The sequence below is a fragment of the Streptomyces altiplanensis genome (genome assembly GCF_053591575.1).
This window is the reverse complement of record NZ_JBSFUB010000002.1, coordinates 106,642-125,844: the sequence shown is the minus strand read 5'-3', so window position 1 is coordinate 125,844 and position 19,203 is coordinate 106,642. Positions and strand designations below refer to the sequence as shown.

General features: G+C 71.5%; 21 protein-coding genes. 10 read left to right on the top strand and 11 right to left on the bottom strand.

Going from position 1 to position 19,203, the window contains the following annotated elements; translation table 11 throughout:
* The first annotated feature begins 109 nt into the window (after positions 1–109).
* A complete protein-coding gene (locus ACWD0Y_RS01445) occupies positions 110–706 on the top strand; it encodes a histidine phosphatase family protein (protein ID WP_450258435.1) in 597 nt (198 codons plus the stop codon).
* A 37-nt stretch (positions 707–743) separates the two neighbouring features.
* Here the strand turns inward: ACWD0Y_RS01445 and ACWD0Y_RS01440 are convergent, their stop codons facing one another.
* Positions 744–2,096 carry a hypothetical protein gene (locus tag ACWD0Y_RS01440; RefSeq protein WP_450258434.1) on the bottom strand — a complete coding sequence of 451 codons (1,353 nt, stop codon included), beginning with the start codon at positions 2,094–2,096 and terminating at the stop codon, positions 744–746.
* A gap of 225 nt (positions 2,097–2,321) precedes the next feature.
* Between ACWD0Y_RS01440 and ACWD0Y_RS01435 the strand changes: the two genes are divergently transcribed.
* A complete protein-coding gene (locus ACWD0Y_RS01435) occupies positions 2,322–2,825 on the top strand; it encodes a hypothetical protein (protein WP_450258490.1) in 504 nt (167 codons plus the stop codon).
* 24 nt (positions 2,826–2,849) lie between these two features.
* Positions 2,850–3,716 carry a spermidine synthase gene (locus ACWD0Y_RS01430; RefSeq protein WP_450258433.1) on the top strand — a complete coding sequence of 289 codons (867 nt, stop codon included), beginning with the start codon at positions 2,850–2,852 and terminating at the stop codon, positions 3,714–3,716.
* A 77-nt stretch (positions 3,717–3,793) separates the two neighbouring features.
* Here the strand turns inward: ACWD0Y_RS01430 and ACWD0Y_RS01425 are convergent, their stop codons facing one another.
* The gene (locus ACWD0Y_RS01425) at positions 3,794–4,390 is read right to left on the bottom strand and encodes a hypothetical protein (RefSeq protein ID WP_450258432.1); all 597 of its coding nucleotides are present in this window, start codon (positions 4,388–4,390) and stop codon (positions 3,794–3,796) included.
* A gap of 77 nt (positions 4,391–4,467) precedes the next feature.
* On the opposite strand from ACWD0Y_RS01425, the gene ACWD0Y_RS01420 reads away from it, so the two are divergent.
* The 3 genes from ACWD0Y_RS01420 (at position 4,468) to ACWD0Y_RS01410 (ending at position 7,069) form a co-directional block, all read left to right on the top strand.
* Complete coding sequence (locus ACWD0Y_RS01420) at positions 4,468–5,157, top strand: response regulator transcription factor (RefSeq protein ID WP_450258431.1); 690 nt, start codon at positions 4,468–4,470, stop codon at positions 5,155–5,157.
* Positions 5,154–6,593 (top strand): sensor histidine kinase, encoded by a 1,440-nt coding sequence (locus ACWD0Y_RS01415; RefSeq protein ID WP_450258430.1) that lies wholly within the window; start codon positions 5,154–5,156, stop codon positions 6,591–6,593. The genes ACWD0Y_RS01420 and ACWD0Y_RS01415 overlap by 4 nt, the downstream gene beginning before the upstream one ends.
* A gap of 179 nt (positions 6,594–6,772) precedes the next feature.
* Complete coding sequence (locus tag ACWD0Y_RS01410) at positions 6,773–7,069, top strand: DUF3303 family protein (RefSeq protein ID WP_450258429.1); 297 nt, start codon at positions 6,773–6,775, stop codon at positions 7,067–7,069.
* Positions 7,070–7,159: 90 nt separating this feature from the next.
* Here the strand turns inward: ACWD0Y_RS01410 and ACWD0Y_RS01405 are convergent, their stop codons facing one another.
* Together ACWD0Y_RS01405 and ACWD0Y_RS01400 are read right to left on the bottom strand one after the other, a co-directional pair.
* Positions 7,160–7,597: a CBS domain-containing protein gene (locus tag ACWD0Y_RS01405; protein ID WP_450258489.1), complete on the bottom strand. Its 438-nt coding sequence runs from the start codon at positions 7,595–7,597 to the stop codon at positions 7,160–7,162.
* Positions 7,598–7,713: 116 nt separating this feature from the next.
* Positions 7,714–8,094, bottom strand: a complete 381-nt coding sequence (locus tag ACWD0Y_RS01400; protein WP_450258428.1) for a cupin domain-containing protein — start codon at positions 8,092–8,094, stop codon at positions 7,714–7,716.
* Between the two features lie 279 nt (positions 8,095–8,373).
* Here ACWD0Y_RS01400 and ACWD0Y_RS01395 point away from each other — a divergent pair, with 279 nt between their 5' ends.
* Positions 8,374–9,234, top strand: a complete 861-nt coding sequence (locus ACWD0Y_RS01395) for a hypothetical protein (RefSeq protein WP_450258427.1) — start codon at positions 8,374–8,376, stop codon at positions 9,232–9,234.
* Between the two features lie 44 nt (positions 9,235–9,278).
* Here ACWD0Y_RS01395 and ACWD0Y_RS01390 read toward each other — a convergent pair whose 3' ends face one another.
* From ACWD0Y_RS01390 to ACWD0Y_RS01375, 4 genes are read right to left on the bottom strand one after another with little or no spacing between them, the layout of a single operon-like run.
* Positions 9,279–10,754 (bottom strand): GH1 family beta-glucosidase, encoded by a 1,476-nt coding sequence (locus tag ACWD0Y_RS01390; protein WP_450258426.1) that lies wholly within the window; start codon positions 10,752–10,754, stop codon positions 9,279–9,281.
* A gap of 50 nt (positions 10,755–10,804) precedes the next feature.
* Complete coding sequence (locus tag ACWD0Y_RS01385; protein WP_450258425.1) at positions 10,805–11,653, bottom strand: carbohydrate ABC transporter permease; 849 nt, start codon at positions 11,651–11,653, stop codon at positions 10,805–10,807.
* A complete protein-coding gene (locus tag ACWD0Y_RS01380; protein ID WP_450258424.1) occupies positions 11,650–12,672 on the bottom strand; it encodes a carbohydrate ABC transporter permease in 1,023 nt (340 codons plus the stop codon). The genes ACWD0Y_RS01385 and ACWD0Y_RS01380 overlap by 4 nt, the downstream gene beginning before the upstream one ends.
* Positions 12,672–14,009 carry an ABC transporter substrate-binding protein gene (locus ACWD0Y_RS01375; protein WP_450258423.1) on the bottom strand — a complete coding sequence of 446 codons (1,338 nt, stop codon included), beginning with the start codon at positions 14,007–14,009 and terminating at the stop codon, positions 12,672–12,674. Before ACWD0Y_RS01375 ends, ACWD0Y_RS01380 begins: the two co-directional genes overlap by 1 nt.
* A 271-nt stretch (positions 14,010–14,280) precedes the next feature.
* On the opposite strand from ACWD0Y_RS01375, the gene ACWD0Y_RS01370 reads away from it, so the two are divergent.
* Both ACWD0Y_RS01370 and ACWD0Y_RS01365 read left to right on the top strand, forming a co-directional pair.
* Entirely contained in the window at positions 14,281–15,336 is a 1,056-nt protein-coding gene (locus ACWD0Y_RS01370) for a LacI family DNA-binding transcriptional regulator (protein WP_450258488.1), read from the top strand.
* A 247-nt stretch (positions 15,337–15,583) separates the two neighbouring features.
* Complete coding sequence (locus ACWD0Y_RS01365; RefSeq protein WP_450258422.1) at positions 15,584–15,823, top strand: helix-turn-helix domain-containing protein; 240 nt, start codon at positions 15,584–15,586, stop codon at positions 15,821–15,823.
* Between the two features lie 12 nt (positions 15,824–15,835).
* Here ACWD0Y_RS01365 and ACWD0Y_RS01360 read toward each other — a convergent pair whose 3' ends face one another.
* The gene (locus ACWD0Y_RS01360) at positions 15,836–15,973 is read right to left on the bottom strand and encodes a hypothetical protein (protein ID WP_450258421.1); all 138 of its coding nucleotides are present in this window, start codon (positions 15,971–15,973) and stop codon (positions 15,836–15,838) included.
* Between the two features lie 667 nt (positions 15,974–16,640).
* Complete coding sequence (locus ACWD0Y_RS01355) at positions 16,641–17,039, bottom strand: hypothetical protein (protein ID WP_450258420.1); 399 nt, start codon at positions 17,037–17,039, stop codon at positions 16,641–16,643.
* Between the two features lie 226 nt (positions 17,040–17,265).
* Between ACWD0Y_RS01355 and ACWD0Y_RS01350 the strand changes: the two genes are divergently transcribed.
* On the top strand, positions 17,266–18,477 hold the full coding sequence (locus ACWD0Y_RS01350) for a transcriptional regulator (RefSeq protein WP_450258419.1): 1,212 nt from the start codon (positions 17,266–17,268) through the stop codon (positions 18,475–18,477).
* Here ACWD0Y_RS01350 and ACWD0Y_RS01345 read toward each other — a convergent pair.
* The gene (locus tag ACWD0Y_RS01345; protein WP_450258418.1) at positions 18,458–19,120 is read right to left on the bottom strand and encodes an HAD family hydrolase; all 663 of its coding nucleotides are present in this window, start codon (positions 19,118–19,120) and stop codon (positions 18,458–18,460) included. The two genes, ACWD0Y_RS01350 and ACWD0Y_RS01345, sit on opposite strands and share 20 nt — an antisense overlap.
* Positions 19,121–19,203: the final 83 nt, after the last annotated feature.

Genomic DNA, 19,203 nt, shown 5'->3' with positions numbered 1-19,203 from the left:
CGTCGGGATCGCCCGGCAGGTTGCCCCTCGAAGACGTGCGCGATGATGGTGCGGGCGGCCCTTTCCGCCCGTATCACGCCGTTCCTCGCACCGTCAGGGAGACATCGTCATGGCACCGCGCATCCTGCTGGCCCGGCACGGACAGACCGAATGGTCGCTGTCCGGCAAGCACACCGGCAGGACGGACATCCCTCTGCTCGACGAGGGCCGCCGCGGCGCGAAGCTGCTCGGCGAGCGTCTGGACCGGGCGCCGTTCGGCGGCCTCCCGGACGCCGAGGTGCGCACCAGTCCGCTCCTGCGGGCCAGCGAGACCTGCGCGATCGCCGGGTTCGGCGACCGCGCGCAGGAGTGGGACGCGCTGATGGAGTGGGACTACGGGGCGTACGAGGGCATGACGACCCCCGAGATCCAGAAGGAGCGGCCCGACTGGGTCATCTGGCGCGACGGGGTGCCGGACGGCGAGACGCTCGCGGAGCTCTCCGGCCGCGTGGACGAGGTCGTCGCCTGGGCGCGCTCGGCCGACCGCGACGTGCTGGTCTTCGCGCACGGCCACATCCTGCGCGCGCTGGGCGCCCGCTGGCTCGGCCTGGACGTCTCGTTCGGCGCCCGCATCCGGCTGGACCCGACGTCCCTGTCGGTCCTCGGCTGGGCGTACGGCGACCCGGCGATCGAGCGCTGGAACGAGACCGGCCACCTGACCGCCTGACCGCGCACCGGGGCCGCGGCGGCCGGGACCGCACGGTTCAGGCGCCGCGCGACGTCCTCGCGTTCGCGTGCCGGGTCAGGAACGGAGCCACCGACGGCGAGCGGCGGTGCGGCAGCAGGACGCGCGTCGTCGCGGTGAGCATGGTCTGGATACGGGACGACTGGACCTCTTCCAGGAGATCCAGCACGTCCTGCCCCACCGCGGCCGCCTCGTCCGGCGCCCCGGCGCGGGCCAGGTCGTCGGCGAGTTCGGCGCTGTAGAGGGCCAGGTTCCGGGTGAAGTGGGGGTCCTGGAGCGCCGCCGCGCGCCGGGCGTGCCGGGCGGCGCGCGACCAGTCGCCCAGGGCCGACCAGCACTGGGCCTCCAGCCCCTCCAGCTCCGCCTCGCCGAAGAAGCTCATCCACTCGGGATCGGCCTGTGCCGTGCCGCGTTCGAAGAGGGACTTGGCGCGGCCGAGCGCCTGTTCGCAGCCCGTACGGTCACCGAGCCCCGCCCAGCCGCCCGCCTCGCGCAGGGTGAGCAGCGAGAGCAGCCGCGGCGAGGCCACGTGCCGCGCCGCGCGCTGTCCCGCCTGGGCCGCCCGGACCGCCTCGCGCGGCCGGCCCGTGTCCCGTGCGAGGAACGCCGAGTTGCTGAACGCGTGGGCCTCCAGCGCGGGGTCACCGGCCACCCGGGCCGTCGCGAGCGCTTCCGCGTAGTGCGAGCGGGCGTCGTCGAAGCGGCCCGAGTCGTGCGCGAGCCAGCCCACGGAGAGGGCGAGCTCACCGGCGCCGGCGTGCAGCCGGTCGGCCATCGACCTGCGGGACGTCGTGCTCGCCTCGAGCAGGGCGTAGGCGGTCCGGAGCGGCTGCGCGGCCCGCTTGTACAGGCCGTCGGCGCCGTGCCGGTCGTCGAGCAGCCGGATCTGCCGCACCGCGTCCTCCACCGCCTTGACCTCGGCCTCGCCGAGCCGGCGGTGCGCGGCGGCCGGCGCACCGGAAGCGCCGGACACACCGGAGGCACCGGAGGCACCGGGGGTGCTCGGCGCGGTGCCGAATCCCAGGGATACGGCCGCCACGGTGGTGGTGCCGCTCGTCATGAACGCGCGACGCAGCACGTCGCTCTCCTCGTCGCTGTCGCTGTGGGTCGTGGTGGTGCGCGCCCCCCTGCCGCGTACCGTTTCGCGGGCCGAGAAGCCCAGGTCCGCCAGCGTCAGGCCGGGGAACATGTACAGGAAGACGCGTTCGTACGCATAGTTGGGACAACGGATCTCGCCGGCTTCGACGCGCCCGATGTAGCGCGCGTCGCACGCGACCTGTTCACCGATCTCACGTGCCGCCCTGCGGACTGCGGCGGCGAATTCGGCCGGTGAACGGGACCCTCGCAGGCGGCGGAAGTCGTTGTTCGGCATGGCCAGGACCTCCCGCAAGGTTCGCGTGCTTCAGCGGAGCAAAAACGTACCCGCTGTGACGACTTGAACACACGCTGTTCCGCTACAAACGGGATATCTCACCCACGATCTGCCATGAACTGCCATCCTTTGCGGCGGCGCGGCGCCGTAGCCGTTGACGCTTTCGCGCGTTGGAGAATGAGGAGCGGGAGCGCGGTTCCCGTTCGAGCGAGGAGGGTTCCCTTGTTGGAGGCCGGCGTGGAGATCAACGGCTCAAGGACAACGGCTCGGCACAGGCCCACCCAGGACTTCAGCGCCGGCCCACCGGCGGCGGGAGGAACTCCCGTTGTTCCTGGTGCCGAACCGTGCGACCTGGTGACGGTCCCGGTGCGTCAGGGCCTCGAAGCGGTGGACATCATCCGCCGCGCCTCCGCCCCCGCCGTCGGCCCCGTGCTGCACGACGGCTCCTGCGCCACCCTCGGCTTCCTGGTACCCCCCGGCACCGCCGACGGCTGGGACATGCCGGGCAGCGCCTGTACGCAGACGGCCGGACGCGGCCTGCGCCTCCCGGCGGACCTGACCGGCGGCATCGGGGCCGACGCGCGGCCCGTGGTTCCCGAGCCGCCCGTCAGCGGCACCGGCTGGCTGCTGCCGCCCACGGACACGGGACCGGTCACCGACCCGGCGGTGCTCAGGGCCGCACTCGGCGAGGCGGCCCGGCTGATCGAGGCGGCCGACCGGGTCCGCTGAGCGGATCGAACCGATACTGGCTGTGTGGCAAAGAACAGCAGACGGCGCGAGCGCGCCGCCCCCGGGCCGGTCGTCGAGCACGTCGACGGCGGACTCGCCGAACTGATACCCGACCGGGACCGGCCGCGCGGCTGGACCCTCCTCATCGACGGCGCCCCGCAGTCCCACGTGGACCTCGACGACCCGTCCCACCTCGACTTCGCGTACCAGCGCAGGCTCGGCCACATCGCCGATCTCACCGCCCCGCCGGGACAGCCCGTCCACGTCCTGCACCTGGGCGGCGGCGCCTTCACCCTGGCCCGTTACGTCGCCGCCACCCGGCCCCGCTCCACCCAGCAGATCGTCGAGGTGGACGCGGCGCTCGTCCAACTGGTGCGCAGGGTGGTGCCGCTGGACGCCCAGGCCCGTATCCGCGTCCGCTCCCTCGACGCCCGCGCCGGGCTCGGCAAGGTCGCGGACGGCTGGGCGGACCTGGTGATCGCGGACGTGTTCAGCGGAGCCCGCACGCCCGGGCACCTCACCAGCACCGAATTCCTCGCCGACGTACGCAGAGTGCTGAGGCCCGGGGGCTTCTACGCCGCCAACCTCGCCGACGGCCCGCCCCTCGCGTACCTGCGCGGCCAGATCGCCACCGCCGCCGCCGTCTGGCCCGAACTCGCCCTCGCCGCCGATCCGGCCGTGCTGCGCGGGCGGCGCTTCGGCAACGCGGTGCTGCTGGCGTCGGACCGTACGCTGCCCGTCGCCGAGTGGACCCGCCGCGTCGCGACCGACCCGCACCCGGGGCGGGTGGAACACGGCCGGGAACTGGCCGGCTTCACGGGGGGCGCGGCCGCCGTCACCGACGCGAGCGCGCGGCCCTCACCGGAGCCGCCGGCGTCCGCCTTCACCTGACCGGGGCCGGACGGTCGGGAGCGGACGACCCGGGAGCGGATGACCCGGATCGAACGGCCGGGAGCGGACGACCCGGATCAGGACTTCACGATCTCGACCGTCGGCTCGTGGTCGTGCCAGGTGCAGAAGACCGAGACCGCGGCCGCGCCCGCGGTGAACTCCACCCGGATCCACGACGGGTCCTTCCAGACCTGCATCGACCAGCCCGTCGCCGGCGTCGCGGAAACCAGCTTGGCGGAGGTCTTCCCCAGATCGAAGGTCACCCGGCCGCCCTCGGTGGTGTAGCTCTTCACCCGGCTGTCCGCGGCCGCCGGCGGCCGCGACGACGGCTGCGACGGGGAGCCGGCGCCGGACCGGCCGGCGGAACCGCCCGGTGTGCGGCTCGGGGCCGGGGCGGAGCGGTCCGCCGGGGTGGCCGGCGGCGAAGCGGAACGTTCCGGCTGCCCGGCGGGCCCCCCGTCGTCCTCGGGGCGCCGCGTCGAGGACGAGGACGACTGCGCTTTCACGCTCTGCGCGGCGGCGCTCTGCGCCGGCGGGCCGGTGGGGACCGGGAGGGCCTGCGGAGGGTCGTACGCGGTACCGGCCATCACCGTGTGCACGCCCCACCACGACAGCGTGACCGCCGCGCCGGTGGCGAGCGACCACGCCACGGCGTGTACGAATCCTCGTTGCATCCGGGCCATACTGCCCCACCCGTCCCGCCCCTGCCCAGAAGGAACTTCCGTCCCCCGCATGGCGTACGGTGCCGCCCATGGCAAGTGTGCTCGTGGTCGAGGACGACCAGTTCGTACGTTCCGCCCTCATCCGGCACCTGACCGAAGCCACCCACACGGTGCGCAGCGTCGGTACGGCACTGGAGGCGTTGCGCGAGGTCGCCCATTTCGGCTTCGACGTGGTCGTCCTCGACCTCGGTCTGCCCGATCTCGACGGGGCGGAAGCGCTGAAGATGCTGCGCGGCATCACCGACGTACCCGTGATCATCGCCACAGCGCGCGACGACGAGGCGGAGATCGTACGGCTGCTCAACGACGGCGCCGACGACTACCTCGTCAAGCCCTTCTCGGTCGAGCACCTGTCGGCCCGCATGGCCGCCGTGCTGCGCCGCGCCCGCGCCGTCGCGGGCGCCGAGCCGCCGTCCCGGGTGCTCCGGGTCGGCGGGCTCTCCGTCGACCCGCTGCGCCGGCAGGCCGAGCTGGACGGTGTGCGGCTGGACCTGACGCGCCGGGAGTTCGACCTGCTGACGTTCCTGGCGGGGCGGCCCGGAGTCGTCGTACCGCGCAAGGAACTGCTCGCCGAGGTCTGGCAGCAGAGCTACGGCGACGACCAGACCATCGACGTCCACCTGTCCTGGCTGCGCCGCAAGCTCGGCGAGACCGCGGCGAGCCCCCGCTATCTGCACACCCTGCGCGGGGTCGGTGTGAAGCTGGAGCCACCGAGGTGAGGTGGGCCCTGGTCAAGGTGTGCCTGGCGGTGACCGTGATGGTCGTGGTGGCCTTCGCCGTACCGCTCGGACTCGTCGTCAAGGAGATGGCCAGGGACCGGGCCTTCTCCAACGCCGAACGCTGGGCCGCCACCATCGGCCCCACCCTCTCCATCGCCACCGACCGCGACTCGCTGGACCGGGCCGTCCAGACCACCGAGGTCGGCATCGCGGGCCGGATGGCCGTGCACGTCCCGGCCGCCGACGAGGCGGGCGGCGGGCCGCTGGTGATCGGCGAGCGCCGGGCGGCGCAGCAGGACCTGGAGACCACGCGGCGGATCGGCCGCGCCTCCATCTCGGAGGTGCCGGGCGGCTACGCGCTGCTCCAGCCGACCGCGATCGCCAGCGGACGGATCGCCGTCGTCGAGGTCTTCGTGCCCGAGGACGACGTCAGCAACGGCGTGGCCACCGCCTGGCTCGTCCTGGCCGGCGTGGGAACCGCCCTGGTCGTCGGCTCGGTGGCGGTCGCGGACCGGCTCGGCGTACGCATGGTCCAGCCCGCCCGGCGGCTCGCGGGCGCGGCGCACGACCTGGGGGAGGGCAGGCTCGGCGTACGCGTCCCCGAGGAGGGGCCGCCGGAACTGCGCTCCGCCGCCGCCGCGTTCAACTCCATGGCCGACCAGGTGGTCCAGCTCCTCGCCAACGAGCGGGAACTGGCCGCCGATCTGTCACATCGGCTGCGGACCCCGCTGACGGTGCTGCGCCTCAACGCGGCCTCGCTCGGCGAAGGGCCGGCCGCCGAACAGACCAGGGCCGCGGTCGAGCAGCTGGAACGCGAGGTCGACACGATCATCCGTACGGCGCGCGAACAGCGGTCGCAGGGGCTGGGAAACGGGCTGGGACACGGGCTGCCGGGGTCCGGCGCGGGCTGCGACGTGTCCGAAGTCGTGCGCGAACGCATGGACTTCTGGTCGGCGCTGGCGGAGGACGAGGGCAGGGAGGTGCGTCTCGCGGGTGTCGACCGTACGGTACGCATCCCGGTCGCCCGGCCCGAACTGGCCGCAGCCCTCGACGCGTTGCTCGGCAACGTCTTCCGCCACACCCCCGTGGGAACGGCCTTCTCGGTGGACGTGCACAACGGCGACGACGCCGTCATCGTCCTCGTCTCGGACGCGGGGCCCGGCATCTCCGACCCGGAGGCGGCGCTGGTGCGCGGCAACAGCGGGGGCGGGGACGGGTCCACGGGCCTCGGCCTGGACATCGTGCGGCGGGTCGCGGAGTCGACGGGCGGCGACGTGCGCGTCGGGCATTCGGTGCTCGGCGGTACGGAGGTCCGCATCTGGATCGGCCTCGACGGCCGGCGCACGGCGGGCGGGCAGAACGGACACCGGCTGGGGCGGCGCAAGCGGGGGACGGGGACGGGGGCGGGGAAGAGGTCTGCGGGCGTCAAGCTCTGACCGGCTTCCCGGCTCCTCGGATGCCCCACTCGGCCGGGGTACGCGTGCGCTCGAACGGTCGATGAGATGTTGCCGCTCCGATCGCCCGAAACGAGGCTGGGCGGAACAACGCCACCGGGCTTCAGCGTGCGCGGCTGGGACTGCGCCGGCCGTGGTGTGCCGAGTGAGGAGCGAGTGCGATGAGGGTCATGCTGCGAGCCGTGATGGACACCAAGATGTCGACGGAAGCGCTCAAGAACGGCACGCTTCCGCAGCTCCTGGAAGCGACGATGGACCGGCTCAAGCCCGAGGCGGCCTACTTCACCGGCACTGAGGGCAAGCGGTCCTGCGTCATGGTCTTCGACATGCAGGACAGCTCGCAGCTCCCCTCCGTCGCGGAGCCGTTCTTCGAGCTGGGCGCGGAGGTGACGGTGCAGCCGGCGATGAACCGTGAGGACCTTCAGAAGGGCCTGGCGGCTCTTCGGCCGCACGGCTGACCCGGGCCCGGCCTCGCGCGGCCCCGGCCCCGGCACGGCGGTGCCCGGGGCGGCTGGGGAACGGCCGGCCCCGGGGAGTGTGCGGACTGCTCAGCCGGCGGCGGCGTACACCCGCGACGCGAACTCCGCGATCTGTTCGTCGCTGAGGTTCTTGGCGAGGTTGGCCTCTGTGATCATGCCGACCAGCTGGTGGCCTCCCGCGACGTCGATGACCGGGAGACGCTTGATCTGGTGCGTTTCCATGGTCTCCAGGGCCTCGCCGGCGTCCGCGTCGGCGTCGATCCAGTGCACGTGCCCGTTCAGTGTGCCGGCCTGCACCGTCGCCGGGTCGACGCCTTCGGCGCAGCACTTCACGACGATGTCGCGATCGGTGATCAGGCCGGTGATCCTGTTGTCGTCGCCGCAGATGGGCAGACAGCCGACATTCAGATCGCGCATCATCTGCGACGCCTCGAACAACGACTGGTGCGCACCGACGCACTGCACGCCGCCGGTCATGATGTCGCGAGCCTTGAGCTGCTTGTTCATAGCCATGATGTCGGGGTTCCTCCCGCGCTCGGGACCTGGTTTCCTCCTCCATCGATGACAACACGGATGGCGTACAGCCGCCCCTCGGCGGGGTCGCGGCGGTTCACGGAACGAGTTCAGCCACTGGCTGCGGGCGTGGGGACGGCGTAGTCGCCGAAACCGACCCAGTCGAGGAACACGCACGGCTCGTCGCCGAGGACCCAGGCGTCATGACCGGGTGCGACGGAGACGAAGTCGCCGGGTCCGACCTCGATGCTCTCGCCGTCGTCCATGACGACCTTCATCCGGCCGTTCACGACGTAGCCGACGTGGGCGGCCTGGCAGCTGTCGGTTCCGGCGATGGGCCCGACGTGCTTGGTCCACTGCCAGCCCGGCTCGAAGACGGCGCGGCCGACCGGTCCCCGGTCTGTGGTGAGCAGGTCGAGCCTGCCCTTGTCGTCCTCGAAGGGACGGGTCTCGTCTGAGGAGTCGAAGTTCTTGCATACGAGTGATGCCATGGCCATCCGCCTCCGGCGGGCGATTGAACGGCCCCCGAGTCCGCTTTCCAGGCTACGCCGGGAGGGGAGGGGCGCGGGTGGGCCCGGCCGGGTCAAAGCCGCCTGATTCGGCCCCGGGCCCCGGTCGGACCCGCCGCTGCGCTCCCCGGTTCCATGCGCAAGCGGAGTGGCCGGCGGAGGGCTCGGCTCCGTATAAATCCTGCTTAATGGGCCCGGCTGAGGGAACCCGCGATGAGGTCATCCACTGAACCGAATGACCATCACGAGAGGTGGGGCCGCATGTTCGAGTTACGGGCGGGACTGAAGGCCGGAGCCATCGGTGTGGCGGGTGCGGTCGCGTGTACCGCACTGGTGGCGTGCGGGAGCGACGGCCCGGACGCGGGCGGCAAGACCGGGAAGAAGGGCCCCGGCGCACAGGAAGAGGGCACGGCGGCGGTGCGTACCGCCTACGACAGGACCGCCGAGGCGGAGACCGCGCGCATGACGCTGAGGACGCGGACGTCGGCGGAGGGCAAGACCGCCTCCGTCAGCGGTGAGGGGGTCATCGACCTCGCCGGCGGCGACAGCGAGATGACGCTCACCGCCGAAGGCCAGAAGATCGAGCAGCGCGTGGTCGACGGCACGGTCTACCAGAAGGTGCCCGAGGCGCAACAGGCGAACGTGCCGGGCGACAAGCCCTGGATCAAGATCGACCTGAAGAAGGCCGCGCAGCGCAACGGCGGCGGTGGCGCGGCGCAGGTGAACGACCCCGCCGAGGCGGCCGGCTTCGCCAAGGGCGTCACCGACAAGGACGTCAAGAAGATCGGCACGGAGAAGGCCGGCGGTACGAACACGACCCGCTACCGGGTCACGATCGACGTCGACAAGCTCGCCGGACCGGGCGACCGGGCCAAGGCCGAGCAGCTGAAGAAGCAGCTCGGCCCGACCCTGCCGATGGACGTCTGGCTGGACGACGACGGCCGTATCCGCCGCCAGCAGATGGACATGAACATGAAGGCACCGGCCGGCCCGGGGGCCGGCGGCCCGCAGAAGGTGGACGTCCGGACCGTCATCGAGTACAGCGACTTCGGCACCGAACTGGAGGTCGAGCCCCCGGCGGCCGGCCAGACCGCCGACATGACGGGCAGGGCGCAGCGGTAGTCCGGGGGCCGGGGGCTCCGGGGCGCGGGTGCGGCGGGGCCGGGTCACTCGTCCTGCATCGGGTACGGCAGTACGCCCGTCCTCGCCACCCGCCCGTACCACCGCGCACTCGACTTCGGCGTACGCTCCTGCGTCTCGTAGTCGACGTACACCGCGCCGAACCGCTTGCTGTAGCCGTACGCCCACTCGAAGTTGTCCATCAGCGACCAGAGGAAGTAGCCGCGCACGTCCGCCCCGTCCAGCATCGCCCGGCGCACCGCCGCCAAATGGCCGTGCAGGTAGCGGATGCGGTCCGGGTCGTGGACCGTGCCGTCGGCGGCCGGCTTGTCGTCGTACGCCGCGCCGTTCTCCGTGACCATCAGCTCCACGTCCGGTGCCTCGCGGGCGTACCGCATCAGCAGGTCGTACAGGCCGGTCGGGTCGACGGACCAGTCCATCGCGGTCAGCTCGCCCGGCGGCTGGTGGAAGACGACGGACTCCGAGCCGGGCCAGGGGGAGTGGTCTCCGCCGCCGTGGCCGTCGCGGCTCGCACCCGTCGCGGTGTCGCCGGGCGCGGAAACCACCGCCGGGGCGTAGTAGTTGATGCCCAGCGTGTCCAGCGGCCCGCCGGCCGTCGCCTCGTCCCCGTCCCGCACGAACGACCAGTCCGTCAGGTGCGCGGTGTCGGCGAAGAGGTCGGAGGGGTACGCGCCCGCCAGCATCGGGCCCGTGAAGATCCGGTTCGCGAGGGCGTCGATGCGACGCTGGGCGTCCAGGTCCCCCGGCGACGGTGTGAGCGGCCTGACCGCGCTCGGATTGAGGCTCACGCCGATCCGTGCCCGGGCCGGAAGCGCGGCGCGCAGCGCCTGGACGGCCAGGCCGTGCGCCAGGTTCAGGTGGTGGGCGGCGCGCAGGGCGGCCACCGGGTCGGTGCGGCCGGGGGCGTGCACCCCGGAGGCATGCCCCAGGAAGGCGCTGCACCACGGCTCGTTGAGGGTGGTCCACAGCTCGACACGGTCGCCCAGCGCCTCGGCGACCAGCCCCGCGTACTCCGCGAAGCGGTACGCCGTGTCCCGCTCCGGCCAGCCGCCCCCCGCGGCGGAGCCGCCGACGGAGGGAGTCTCCAGCTCCTGCGGCAGGTCCCAGTGGTAGAGGGTGAGGCTGGGAGTGATCCCGGCCGCCAGCAGCTCGTCGGTCAGCGCGCGGTAGAAGTCCAGGCCGCGCCCGCACGCCGGGCCCCGGCCGCCCGGCTGCACGCGCGGCCAGGACACCGAGAAGCGGTAGGCGCTCAGGCCCAGGTCCGCCATCATCCGCACGTCACCGGGCATGCGGTGGTAGTGGTCGGCGGCCACGTCCCCGGTGTCGCCGCCGAGCACTTTGCCCGGCGTACGGCTGAAGGTGTCCCAGATCGACGGGGTGCGGCCGTCCTCCCGCGCCGCGCCCTCGATCTGGTACGCGGCGGTCGCGGTGCCCCACAGGAAGCCGGGCGGGAAGTTCGCGGTGCTCTCGGCGCTCGCAGCGCTCTCGGTGCTCTCGGTCATGGAAGCGCTCCTGGTAGGAGGGGGTAGGAGGGGAGAGGAGGCAATGGAAGTCAGCCCTTGACCGCGCCCTGCATGATCCCGCCCACGATCTGCCTCCCGAAGAGCGTGAAGGCCAGCAGCAGCGGCAGTGTGCCGAGCAGGGCGCCGGCCATGACGACCGACTGGTCGGGGACGAACCCCTGGCCGAGGTTGGCGAGCGCCACCTGCACGGTCGGGTTGTCCTGGGTCAGCGCGATGATCGGCCAGAAGAAGTCGTTCCAGGCGGCCACGAAGGTGAGCATGCCCAGCACCGCCATCGCGGGCCTGGCGGCCGGGAAGACGATGTGCCAGACAATCCGCAGACTGCTCGCGCCGTCCATCCGCGCCGCCTCGATCAGTTCGCCCGGCAGCGCCTGCACCAGGTACTGGCGCATGAAGAAGACCCCGAAGGCGCTGACGAGAGTCGGCAGGATGACGGCCTGGAGCTGGTCGGTCCACTCCAGCTCGGCGATGGTCATGAAGAGGGGTACGACGCTGAGCTGCGGCGGCACCATCATCGTGGCGATGACCAGCAGCATCAGCAGGTTCTTGAAACGGAAGCGCAGCTTGGCGAAGGCGAAGCCGGCCAGGGTCGAGAAGAGGACGGTCCCCAGGGCGATGCTCCCGGCCACCACCGCCGTATTGAGCAGGGCGAGCCCCATGTTGGCGTCGGTCCAGGCGGTCTGGAGGTTCTTGAAGAGGTTCCCGCCGAACCAGAACGGCGGCGGCGTCTGGGACAGCCGGGTGCTGTTGCGGGAGGCCGCGATCGCCGTCCAGACGAGGGGGAACAGCGAGCCTGCCGTGAAGAGGATCAGCACGGCGTAGGTGAGGGGGCCACCGTGCAGATGGCGGCCGGCGCGTACACGCGTCAGTTTCGTCATTGGCTCTTCCTCAGGCGGCGGGCGACCAGCAGGTGGATGCCCGCGACGATCAGCAGGATCAGGAACATCGCCCAGGCGATCGCGGAGGCCCGGCCGAGGTGGAAGTTGAACCAGCCCTGCTCGTACAGGTAGAGGCCGAGCGTCTGGAACTGGTGCGACGCCCCGCCCTTCTGTCCGCCCGCCCCGCCGAACAGCAGCGGCTCACCGAACAGCTGCGTCGCGCCGATCGTCGAGACGACGACCGTGAAGAGGATCGTCGGCCGCAGGGAGGGGATGGTGACGTGGAGGAACTGCTGCCAGCGCGTCGCCCCGTCCAGCGCCGCCGACTCGTACAGATCGTTCGGCACGGCCTGCATCGCGGCCAGGTAGATCAGCGCGTTGTAACCCGTCCACCGCCAGATCACGATCGAGGAGACCGCCACCTGCGACGACAGGGTCCCGCTCTGCCAGTCGACCTTCCCGAGCCCCACCGCGTCCAGCACCCAGTTGATCATCCCGTAGTCGCGCCCGAAGAGGAGTACGAAGACGAGCGTCGCGGCGGCCACCGAAGTGGCGTACGGAGTGAGGATCGCGACCCGGAAGAAGCCCGAGGCGCGCAGCCGGTAGTTGAGCAGGTGCGCGATGCCCAGCGCCATCAGCAGCTGCGGCACCGTCGAGATGATGCCGATGGTGAAGGTGTTGCGCAGCGCGTTCCAGAAGAACTCGTCCTCCAGCAGCCGCGTGTAGTTGTGCAGCCCCACCCACTGCATGTCGTCCGGCGCCGACAGCGACACGCGGTGCAGCGACGACCAGCCCGTATAGAGGAGGGGGAAGACCCCGAAGGCCGCGAAGAAGACGAAGAAGGGCGCGACGAAGGCGTACGGGCTGTACTTCATGTCCCAGCGGTAGCGCCTGCTGCGCCACGCCCGGCGGCGGCCGGTGCCCCCCGGCCGCCCGGCCGCCGCCGGTACCGCTCCCGGGCGGTCCGCGGCCGCGTCCCCCGCGGAGGGGGACACCGCCTGGTCGGTGTACGGACGCATCAGCCGCCGTCCACCGCGTTGTCGATCTCCTTCAGGGCCGATTCCCAGCCCTGCTCCGGGCTCTTGCCCTGCTGCTCCACCTGGAGGATGCCGACATCACCGAAAGCGGTGCTGATCTGCTGGTCCTTCGGGCCGAGCAGCAGCGTCGGGATGCCCTTGGCCGCCTCGGCGAAGAGCTGCCCGGTGGGCGCGTCGCCGAAGTACGGGTTCCTGGCGCCCGCGACCACGTCCAGCTCGTACGCCGGCGGGGTGGACGGGAAGCTCGCCTGCTTGTCGAAGAGCTTCGCCTGCTGTTCGGGCGCGGTCAGCCAGGCCGCGAGTTTGATCGCCTCCGCCTTGTTCTTGCCCGCCTTCGGTACGCCGATGAACGAGCCGCCCCAGTTGGCGGGCTTGGGGGCCGCCGCGACGTCCCACTTGTCCTCGCCCGCCGCTCCCGCCTTCTCCTTGATGTAGCCGAGCATCCACGGCGGGCAGGAGACGGTGGCGAAGGTCCCGTTCGCGTACGCCTGGTCCCACGCCTTGTCGAACTGCTTCAGCTTTCCGGTCAGCCCGCCCGTCGCGGCCTGCATCGCCAGGCCCCAGGCGGTCTTCACCGCCGGACTGTCCTTGTGGATCAGCTTGCCGTCGGCGTCGTAGAAGCGCTCCGCGTAGCCGTTGTTGACGGCGGCGAAGAGACCGGCCGCCGAGTCGGTGAACGTGGTGCCCTTGGGCCCCTTCGCCTTGTACCGCTTGCCGGCGTCGACGTACTTCTGCCAGTCGCCCGCCCACAGCTTGCCGACGGCCTCGCGGTCGGTCGGCAGCCCCGCCTTCTCGAACAGGTCCTTGCGGTAGCACATGCCCATGGGCCCGATGTCCGTACCGAGCGCGACGGTCCGCCCGTCCTTGGCGGTCCCCTGCGCCCACTTCCAGTCCAGCCAGTCCGACTTGTCGACGCCGGGCGCCTTGGACAGGTCCTCGAACTTGTCGGCCTGGGTGGTGGCGATCTCGTTGATGTTCCCGACCTCTATGGCCTGGATGTCCTGGAGACCGCTGTTGGCCGCGAGGTGCGTCAGCAGTTCCGGGTAGTACGTGTCGACGCGCTCGGTCACGTCCTCCTTGATGAGGATCTCCGGGTGCAGCTTCATGTACTCGTCGTAGAGCCCGGCCTGCTTGTAGCCGAAGACCCCGAAGGTGCCGATCTCGATGGTGGTCCTGCCCCTGGTGTCCGTCCCGCTGTCGCCGGAGCCGCCGCCCGGGCCCTCGCTGTCCTCGGCGCAACCGCCGAGCAGGCCGGCGCCGAGTGCCACAACGGCGGCGACGACCACCGCCCGGTGAGGCGTTCGGGTGCTGATGCGCATTGCGTCCTCCTTGTGCCCTGACGTGCCGACCCCCTGGCCAACTGTGCTGGTGAGCCCATGAATTGCGGCTGCGGCCCGGGTGGGGAACGTGCGGGATGTGTACGGTTCGGGTACTGTGGGAGCGCTCCCACGTGTGATGTGTTGAAGGTTGGCGGCTCGCCGTGGGGGTGTCAAGACGCCGGACGGCGGGATGTGCGGTCCGAGACCGCTATGAGATATTGCGCAGCGCCGGACGGTGACCGGACGGCGCACAGGGCGGGGAGGTCGGGACATCGTGACTCGTGGATTCCGGAGCCGGAGCGGCGGACGGCCGACGCTCGAAGAAGTGGCCGCACGCGCCGGTGTCGGCCGGGGCACCGTCTCCCGGGTGGTCAACGGCTCCCCGCGGGTGAGCGACGAGACCCGCGCCGCCGTCGAGGCCGCCGTCGACGAGCTGGGGTACGTACCGAACCGCGCGGCCCGCGCCCTCGCCGCCAACCGCGCCGACGCCGTCGCGCTCGTCGTCCCCGAGGTCGAGTCCCGCTTCTTCACCGAGCCGTACTTCTCCGACATCCTGCGGGGCGTCGGCGCCGCCCTCGACAGCACCGAGATGCAGCTGCTGCTCACCATCGTCGGCAACGACCGCGAGCGCAGCCGCCTGGCGCACTACCTCGCGGGCCACCGGGTCGACGGCGTCCTGCTCGTCTCCGTACGCGCCGGCGACCCGCTGCCCGAGCTGCTGGCCGAGCTGGGCATACCGACCGTCATCAGCGGCCGCCGTTCCGAGCGCGAGCCGCTCGCCTGGGTCGACGCGGACAACGTGGCCGGCGCGCGCGGCGCCGTGGACCACCTCATGGCGCGCGGCCGCCGCACGATAGCCACCATCACCGGACGGCTCGACGTGTACGGCGCCCAGTGCCGCCTCGAGGGCTACCGGCAGGCACTGGCCGCGGCCGGCCTCGACGCCGACGAGCGGCTGATCGCCCCCGCCGACTTCACCGAGGCGGGCGGCCGCCGCGCCATGGCGGAGCTGCTGGAGCGCCGCCCGGACATCGACGCGGTCTTCGCCGCGTCCGACGTGATGGCGGCGGGCGCCCGCCAGGTCCTGCGCGAGCGGGGCCGCAGCGTTCCCGGCGATGTGGCACTGGTCGGCTTCGACGACTCGGTCATCGCCCGCCACATGGACCCGCCCCTGACCAGCGTCCGGCAGCCGATAGAGGAGATGGGCCGCGAGATGGCCCGGGTGCTGCTCGAGGAGATCGCCGACCGCCGCCCGGCGGTCACCCGCAGCGTCGCCCCCCGCCAGGTCGTGCTCCCGACGGAGCTGGTGACCCGCGCGTCGTCCTGACGGCCGCGGCGGTCATGGCCGCGTCCCATGGCGGCCATGGCGGCGTCATGGAACGCAAAAGATCCGAGCCCCCGACCTGTTTCCAGGGCGGGGGCGTAGCGGCCATTCTCCGCGAGCCTGGGGAGCATTGCGGAGAGCGCTGATCGTGTGGGGGTGTGGCCCGAGTGAGGTACCCACCCCTTTCTAGATCGTGCAGTGTAGGTTTTGCCCTACATGTATTCGATCGTGAACCGGCGAACATGAGCGAGTGCCGCGCTCCGTCCCTCCGCCCGACTGGATCATCGCCCGTCGCCGTGTCATCGGGGACCAGATCCGAGCCGCCCGGCTCCACGCGAACCTGACTCAGCAGACTGTGGCTGAGAGAGCCGGGACGGGCCGGGCGTCCTACGTGCGGACCGAGCAGGGGCAAGCGGCCGCGCTGATCGACTCCCTGATTCTCGTCGCCGACGCGATCGGTGTCCCGCTTGCCGACCTCGTCAGGCAGTGACCGCGGTCGGGGTCACTGCCCGCAGACGTTGCACGGCGTCATCTGCTGGCTGGTGCAGTTCCCGTTGTCGTCGTAGTGGTAGATCGTGACCTTGGTGCCGGGGCAGCCGTTGTTACCGCACGGCGTGGCCTGATCCTGCTGGTGTCCCATGGGTGAACCTAGCCTTCTGCTCGGAGGTGGGCTCCCACCGCCGGGTGCATCCGGTGCAGTACCAGCGTCAGCGATCGTCGGCGCCGGGTCGTGTGGTCGTGGTGTCTTTCCACAGCAACGGGTGCTCGGGGCAGTGGGGGCAGTAGGGCGGCTGCTGCACTCGCTGTTCTCCTTGGTTGCGCATTCCGCCAGCGTGGGTGGGCAGCCGGTGGTGCGGTGTGCTGACCCGCCCTGACCACTCGTACGAGCGATCAGGGCGGGCGGCCTGTCTCGGCTTCGACCTGTCCAGGGGCGTGGCAGCCGAGGCAGGAGTCAGGGGTGTGCTTTCCGGTGGCACGGACAGCCGCAGCGCAGCCGCACTGCCACCACGCCGCCGGCCTGCACGTCTTCGTTGCCGTGGCACAGCTTGTGTTCACCGAGGCGGCATTCCGCTGCCGTGGGGCTGCGGGGCTCGGTGGGCGCCGTGGTCACTGCGTCTCACCTGTACGACGTGGCCATGAGGTACGGGTAGGCCAGTGGTAGTGATCATCGCGTTTGTGGTTCGGCTCCAGGGTGCAGCGCAGAGGCCGGCCACCCTTCGGGATCCAGCAGACACCGGGGATGTGGACGCGCCGCTCAGCCAGGGCGAGAGCAAGCGGCCCCGGGCTGGTGATGTCCATGGCGCGGCTCATACGAAGTGCTCCACTCCGAGGCGCGGCCCGAGCGCATCCTCGACGGCGGCGCGCAGCGCGTCGGCGTCGGTGAGCCAGTCGCTGCCGCCGGGGCAGATCCGCCAGTACGACCCAGGGCCCTGAGCACGGCGGGCGGGCGGGACGCTGAGGAAGTCGCCTTCCCCAAGGGCCTGCGTGTTGTCGACCGCCCACTGCCCGGCCGTGCCCGCAGCGACGAACCAGTAGAGGCAGGGCTCGCGGGGGTCTTCGATGACAGCACCAGAGCGCCGACCGAGGACCTCGATGGTGGTGAGGCCGACGCTGCGCGGGACTCGCACGGCGTCCCAGTTCTGGCCGGCGGGCAGGAGTTCGCACCCTGCCCTGCTGAGTTCCGGTGCTCGCGTGTCCTTTGCCATGGGGTCCTCGCTGCGGCTCGTCGAGTGGTGCGATCAGAGTGGTCCCATGACAGGCGAGTTACGAGGACTTCTAGCGGACTTTTCCCTGCACCAATGCGGGCTTTCTTGCGCCCAGTTGGGGTGACATCTGGCCGCAGTGAGGGCGTGGTGCGAGAATGGCGTCCGAGTCCCCACGGAGGTGCACGTGTCTCGGCCCGCAGGCAACACCCGCTTGAAGGCGGCCCGCATGGCAGCCGGTTACCGATCGCAGCAGGCTCTCGCCACAGCAATGGCCGCCCGCGGGCTGGCCGTCGGCGTTCGCCAGGTACGCCGCTGGGAGTCCGAGACCCCGCCCTGGCCGCACCCGGACTGCCAGCAGGCTCTCACGCAGCTGCTTGGCCAGGGTATGGAACAGCTTGGATTCACCCCGCCCAGCGGCCGGGACGGCCAGCGGCCGGACCAGGTACGCCGGGCGCTGGTCACGGGCACCGTCGCCGCCATCGGCTTGGCCGCAGTGCCCTCGCAGGCAGCGCATGCCCTTCAGCCGTCGTCCGTGGCCGGCGACTTCGAGGTAGTGACGCGGTCGCACCGCCGCCTGTACTGGACGGTGGCGCCAGCGACCCTGCATCCGTCCGTCATCGCGCACGCCTCGCTCGGCTGTGCGCTGCTGCCGGAGACGGCGGGCGCGACCCGGCAGGCGGTGGCCGCAGCGTTGGCGGAGTCATGGCTGCTGGCGGGGCGGATCGAGTTCTTCGATCTGCGGCAGGCAGAGCACGCACAGGACACGTGGCTGCGCGCCCTGCAAGCTGCGGGCGAGGCGGACGACGCGCTGCTCGGGGCCGCGATCCTGGCGCACACCGCATTCATCCCCGGCTGGGGAGGCAGGCGAGATGAGGCGGTGGAGCGCATGGTGGCCGCCCGTACCTACACCCGCCGCGGCCCGGCGTCGGCGGAGTTCTGGGCATGGCTGGACGCGGTGGAAGCGGAGTGCGAGACCCGCTGTGGAAACACCCGCACGGCGCTGCATCTGATCGGGCACGCCGAGGACACCCTGGCTGCCGGATCGGAGCACGAGACGCCGGAGTGGATGGACTGGTTCAGCCCCGTCCGCCTCGCGGCATTCAAGGGCAACACCCAGCTCAAGGCAGGGCATCTGCCGCAGGCGAGGGCAACGCTTCTGCACGTCCTCGACGAGCTGTCTGTCGACGCGGACAAGCAGCGGACGGTCATCTTCGGCGACCTGGCCGCGGTGGAGGCGGCGGCCGGGAACCCGGAGCAAGCCTGCGAGTACGCGCGCCAGGCCCTCGATCAGCTGGCCGTGACCTGGTACGCGACGGGCATGGGCCGGGTGCGGGACGTGCGGCGTGCGCTCGCCCCGTGGCAGCACGAGGCATGCGTGCGTGACCTCGACGACCAGCTGTACGGGTGGGGTACGACGGTCAGCGCGCTGACGCGTTGAACTTGGTGATCAGCTCAGGAAGTTCGAGGAGGCTCTCCACCCGGAAGGTGGGAAGCTTCTTCGCTTCCTCGTCCCTCCACTGGATCGTCGCCCACGGCCCGCGGTGGACCAGCGCGGTGGGCATCCCAGCGGCGACGGCCGGCCGCAGGTCGTTGTCGATCCGGTCGCCGACGTAGAGGATCTCGCCCGGCTCGAAGGGCACCACCTCGGCGACGCGCTCGAAGAACAGCGGGTCCGGCTTGCTGGCGCCCCAGTCGTCGCTCGTGCCGATCAGGTCCACGTCGCCGGTGAACAGTTCACGGAGGATCCCGCCGGCCCTCACGGTCTGGTTGCCTGCGATACCGAGCCACAGGCCGGCATCGCGCAGGGCCGCGAGGGCGGGGCGGACGTCGGGGTAGAGGTCGGACTCGTCGAAGTGCTCGGGCTGCCCGGCGGCGGCTCGCTTGTCCCGCTGTTCGTACAGATCGAAGCCGGGGGCGAACTCCTGGAAGACGTCCCGGTAGTCGCGGCCTTGGGCGATGATCGCGCCGAACATCGCGGCGAACGTGTGGCGGGGTACGCCGAGCCAGTCGGCCCAGGTCCCGTACTCCCGCGTCTCGTCCACCAGGCACTCACCGACGTCGAACACCACTGCGCGAATCATGGAACCGGATCTTACGGTCTGATGGATTTCAGTCACATCCACTGCCGGTTGTCAGTGCCCCGCCGTAGCCTTGCCTCATGCCC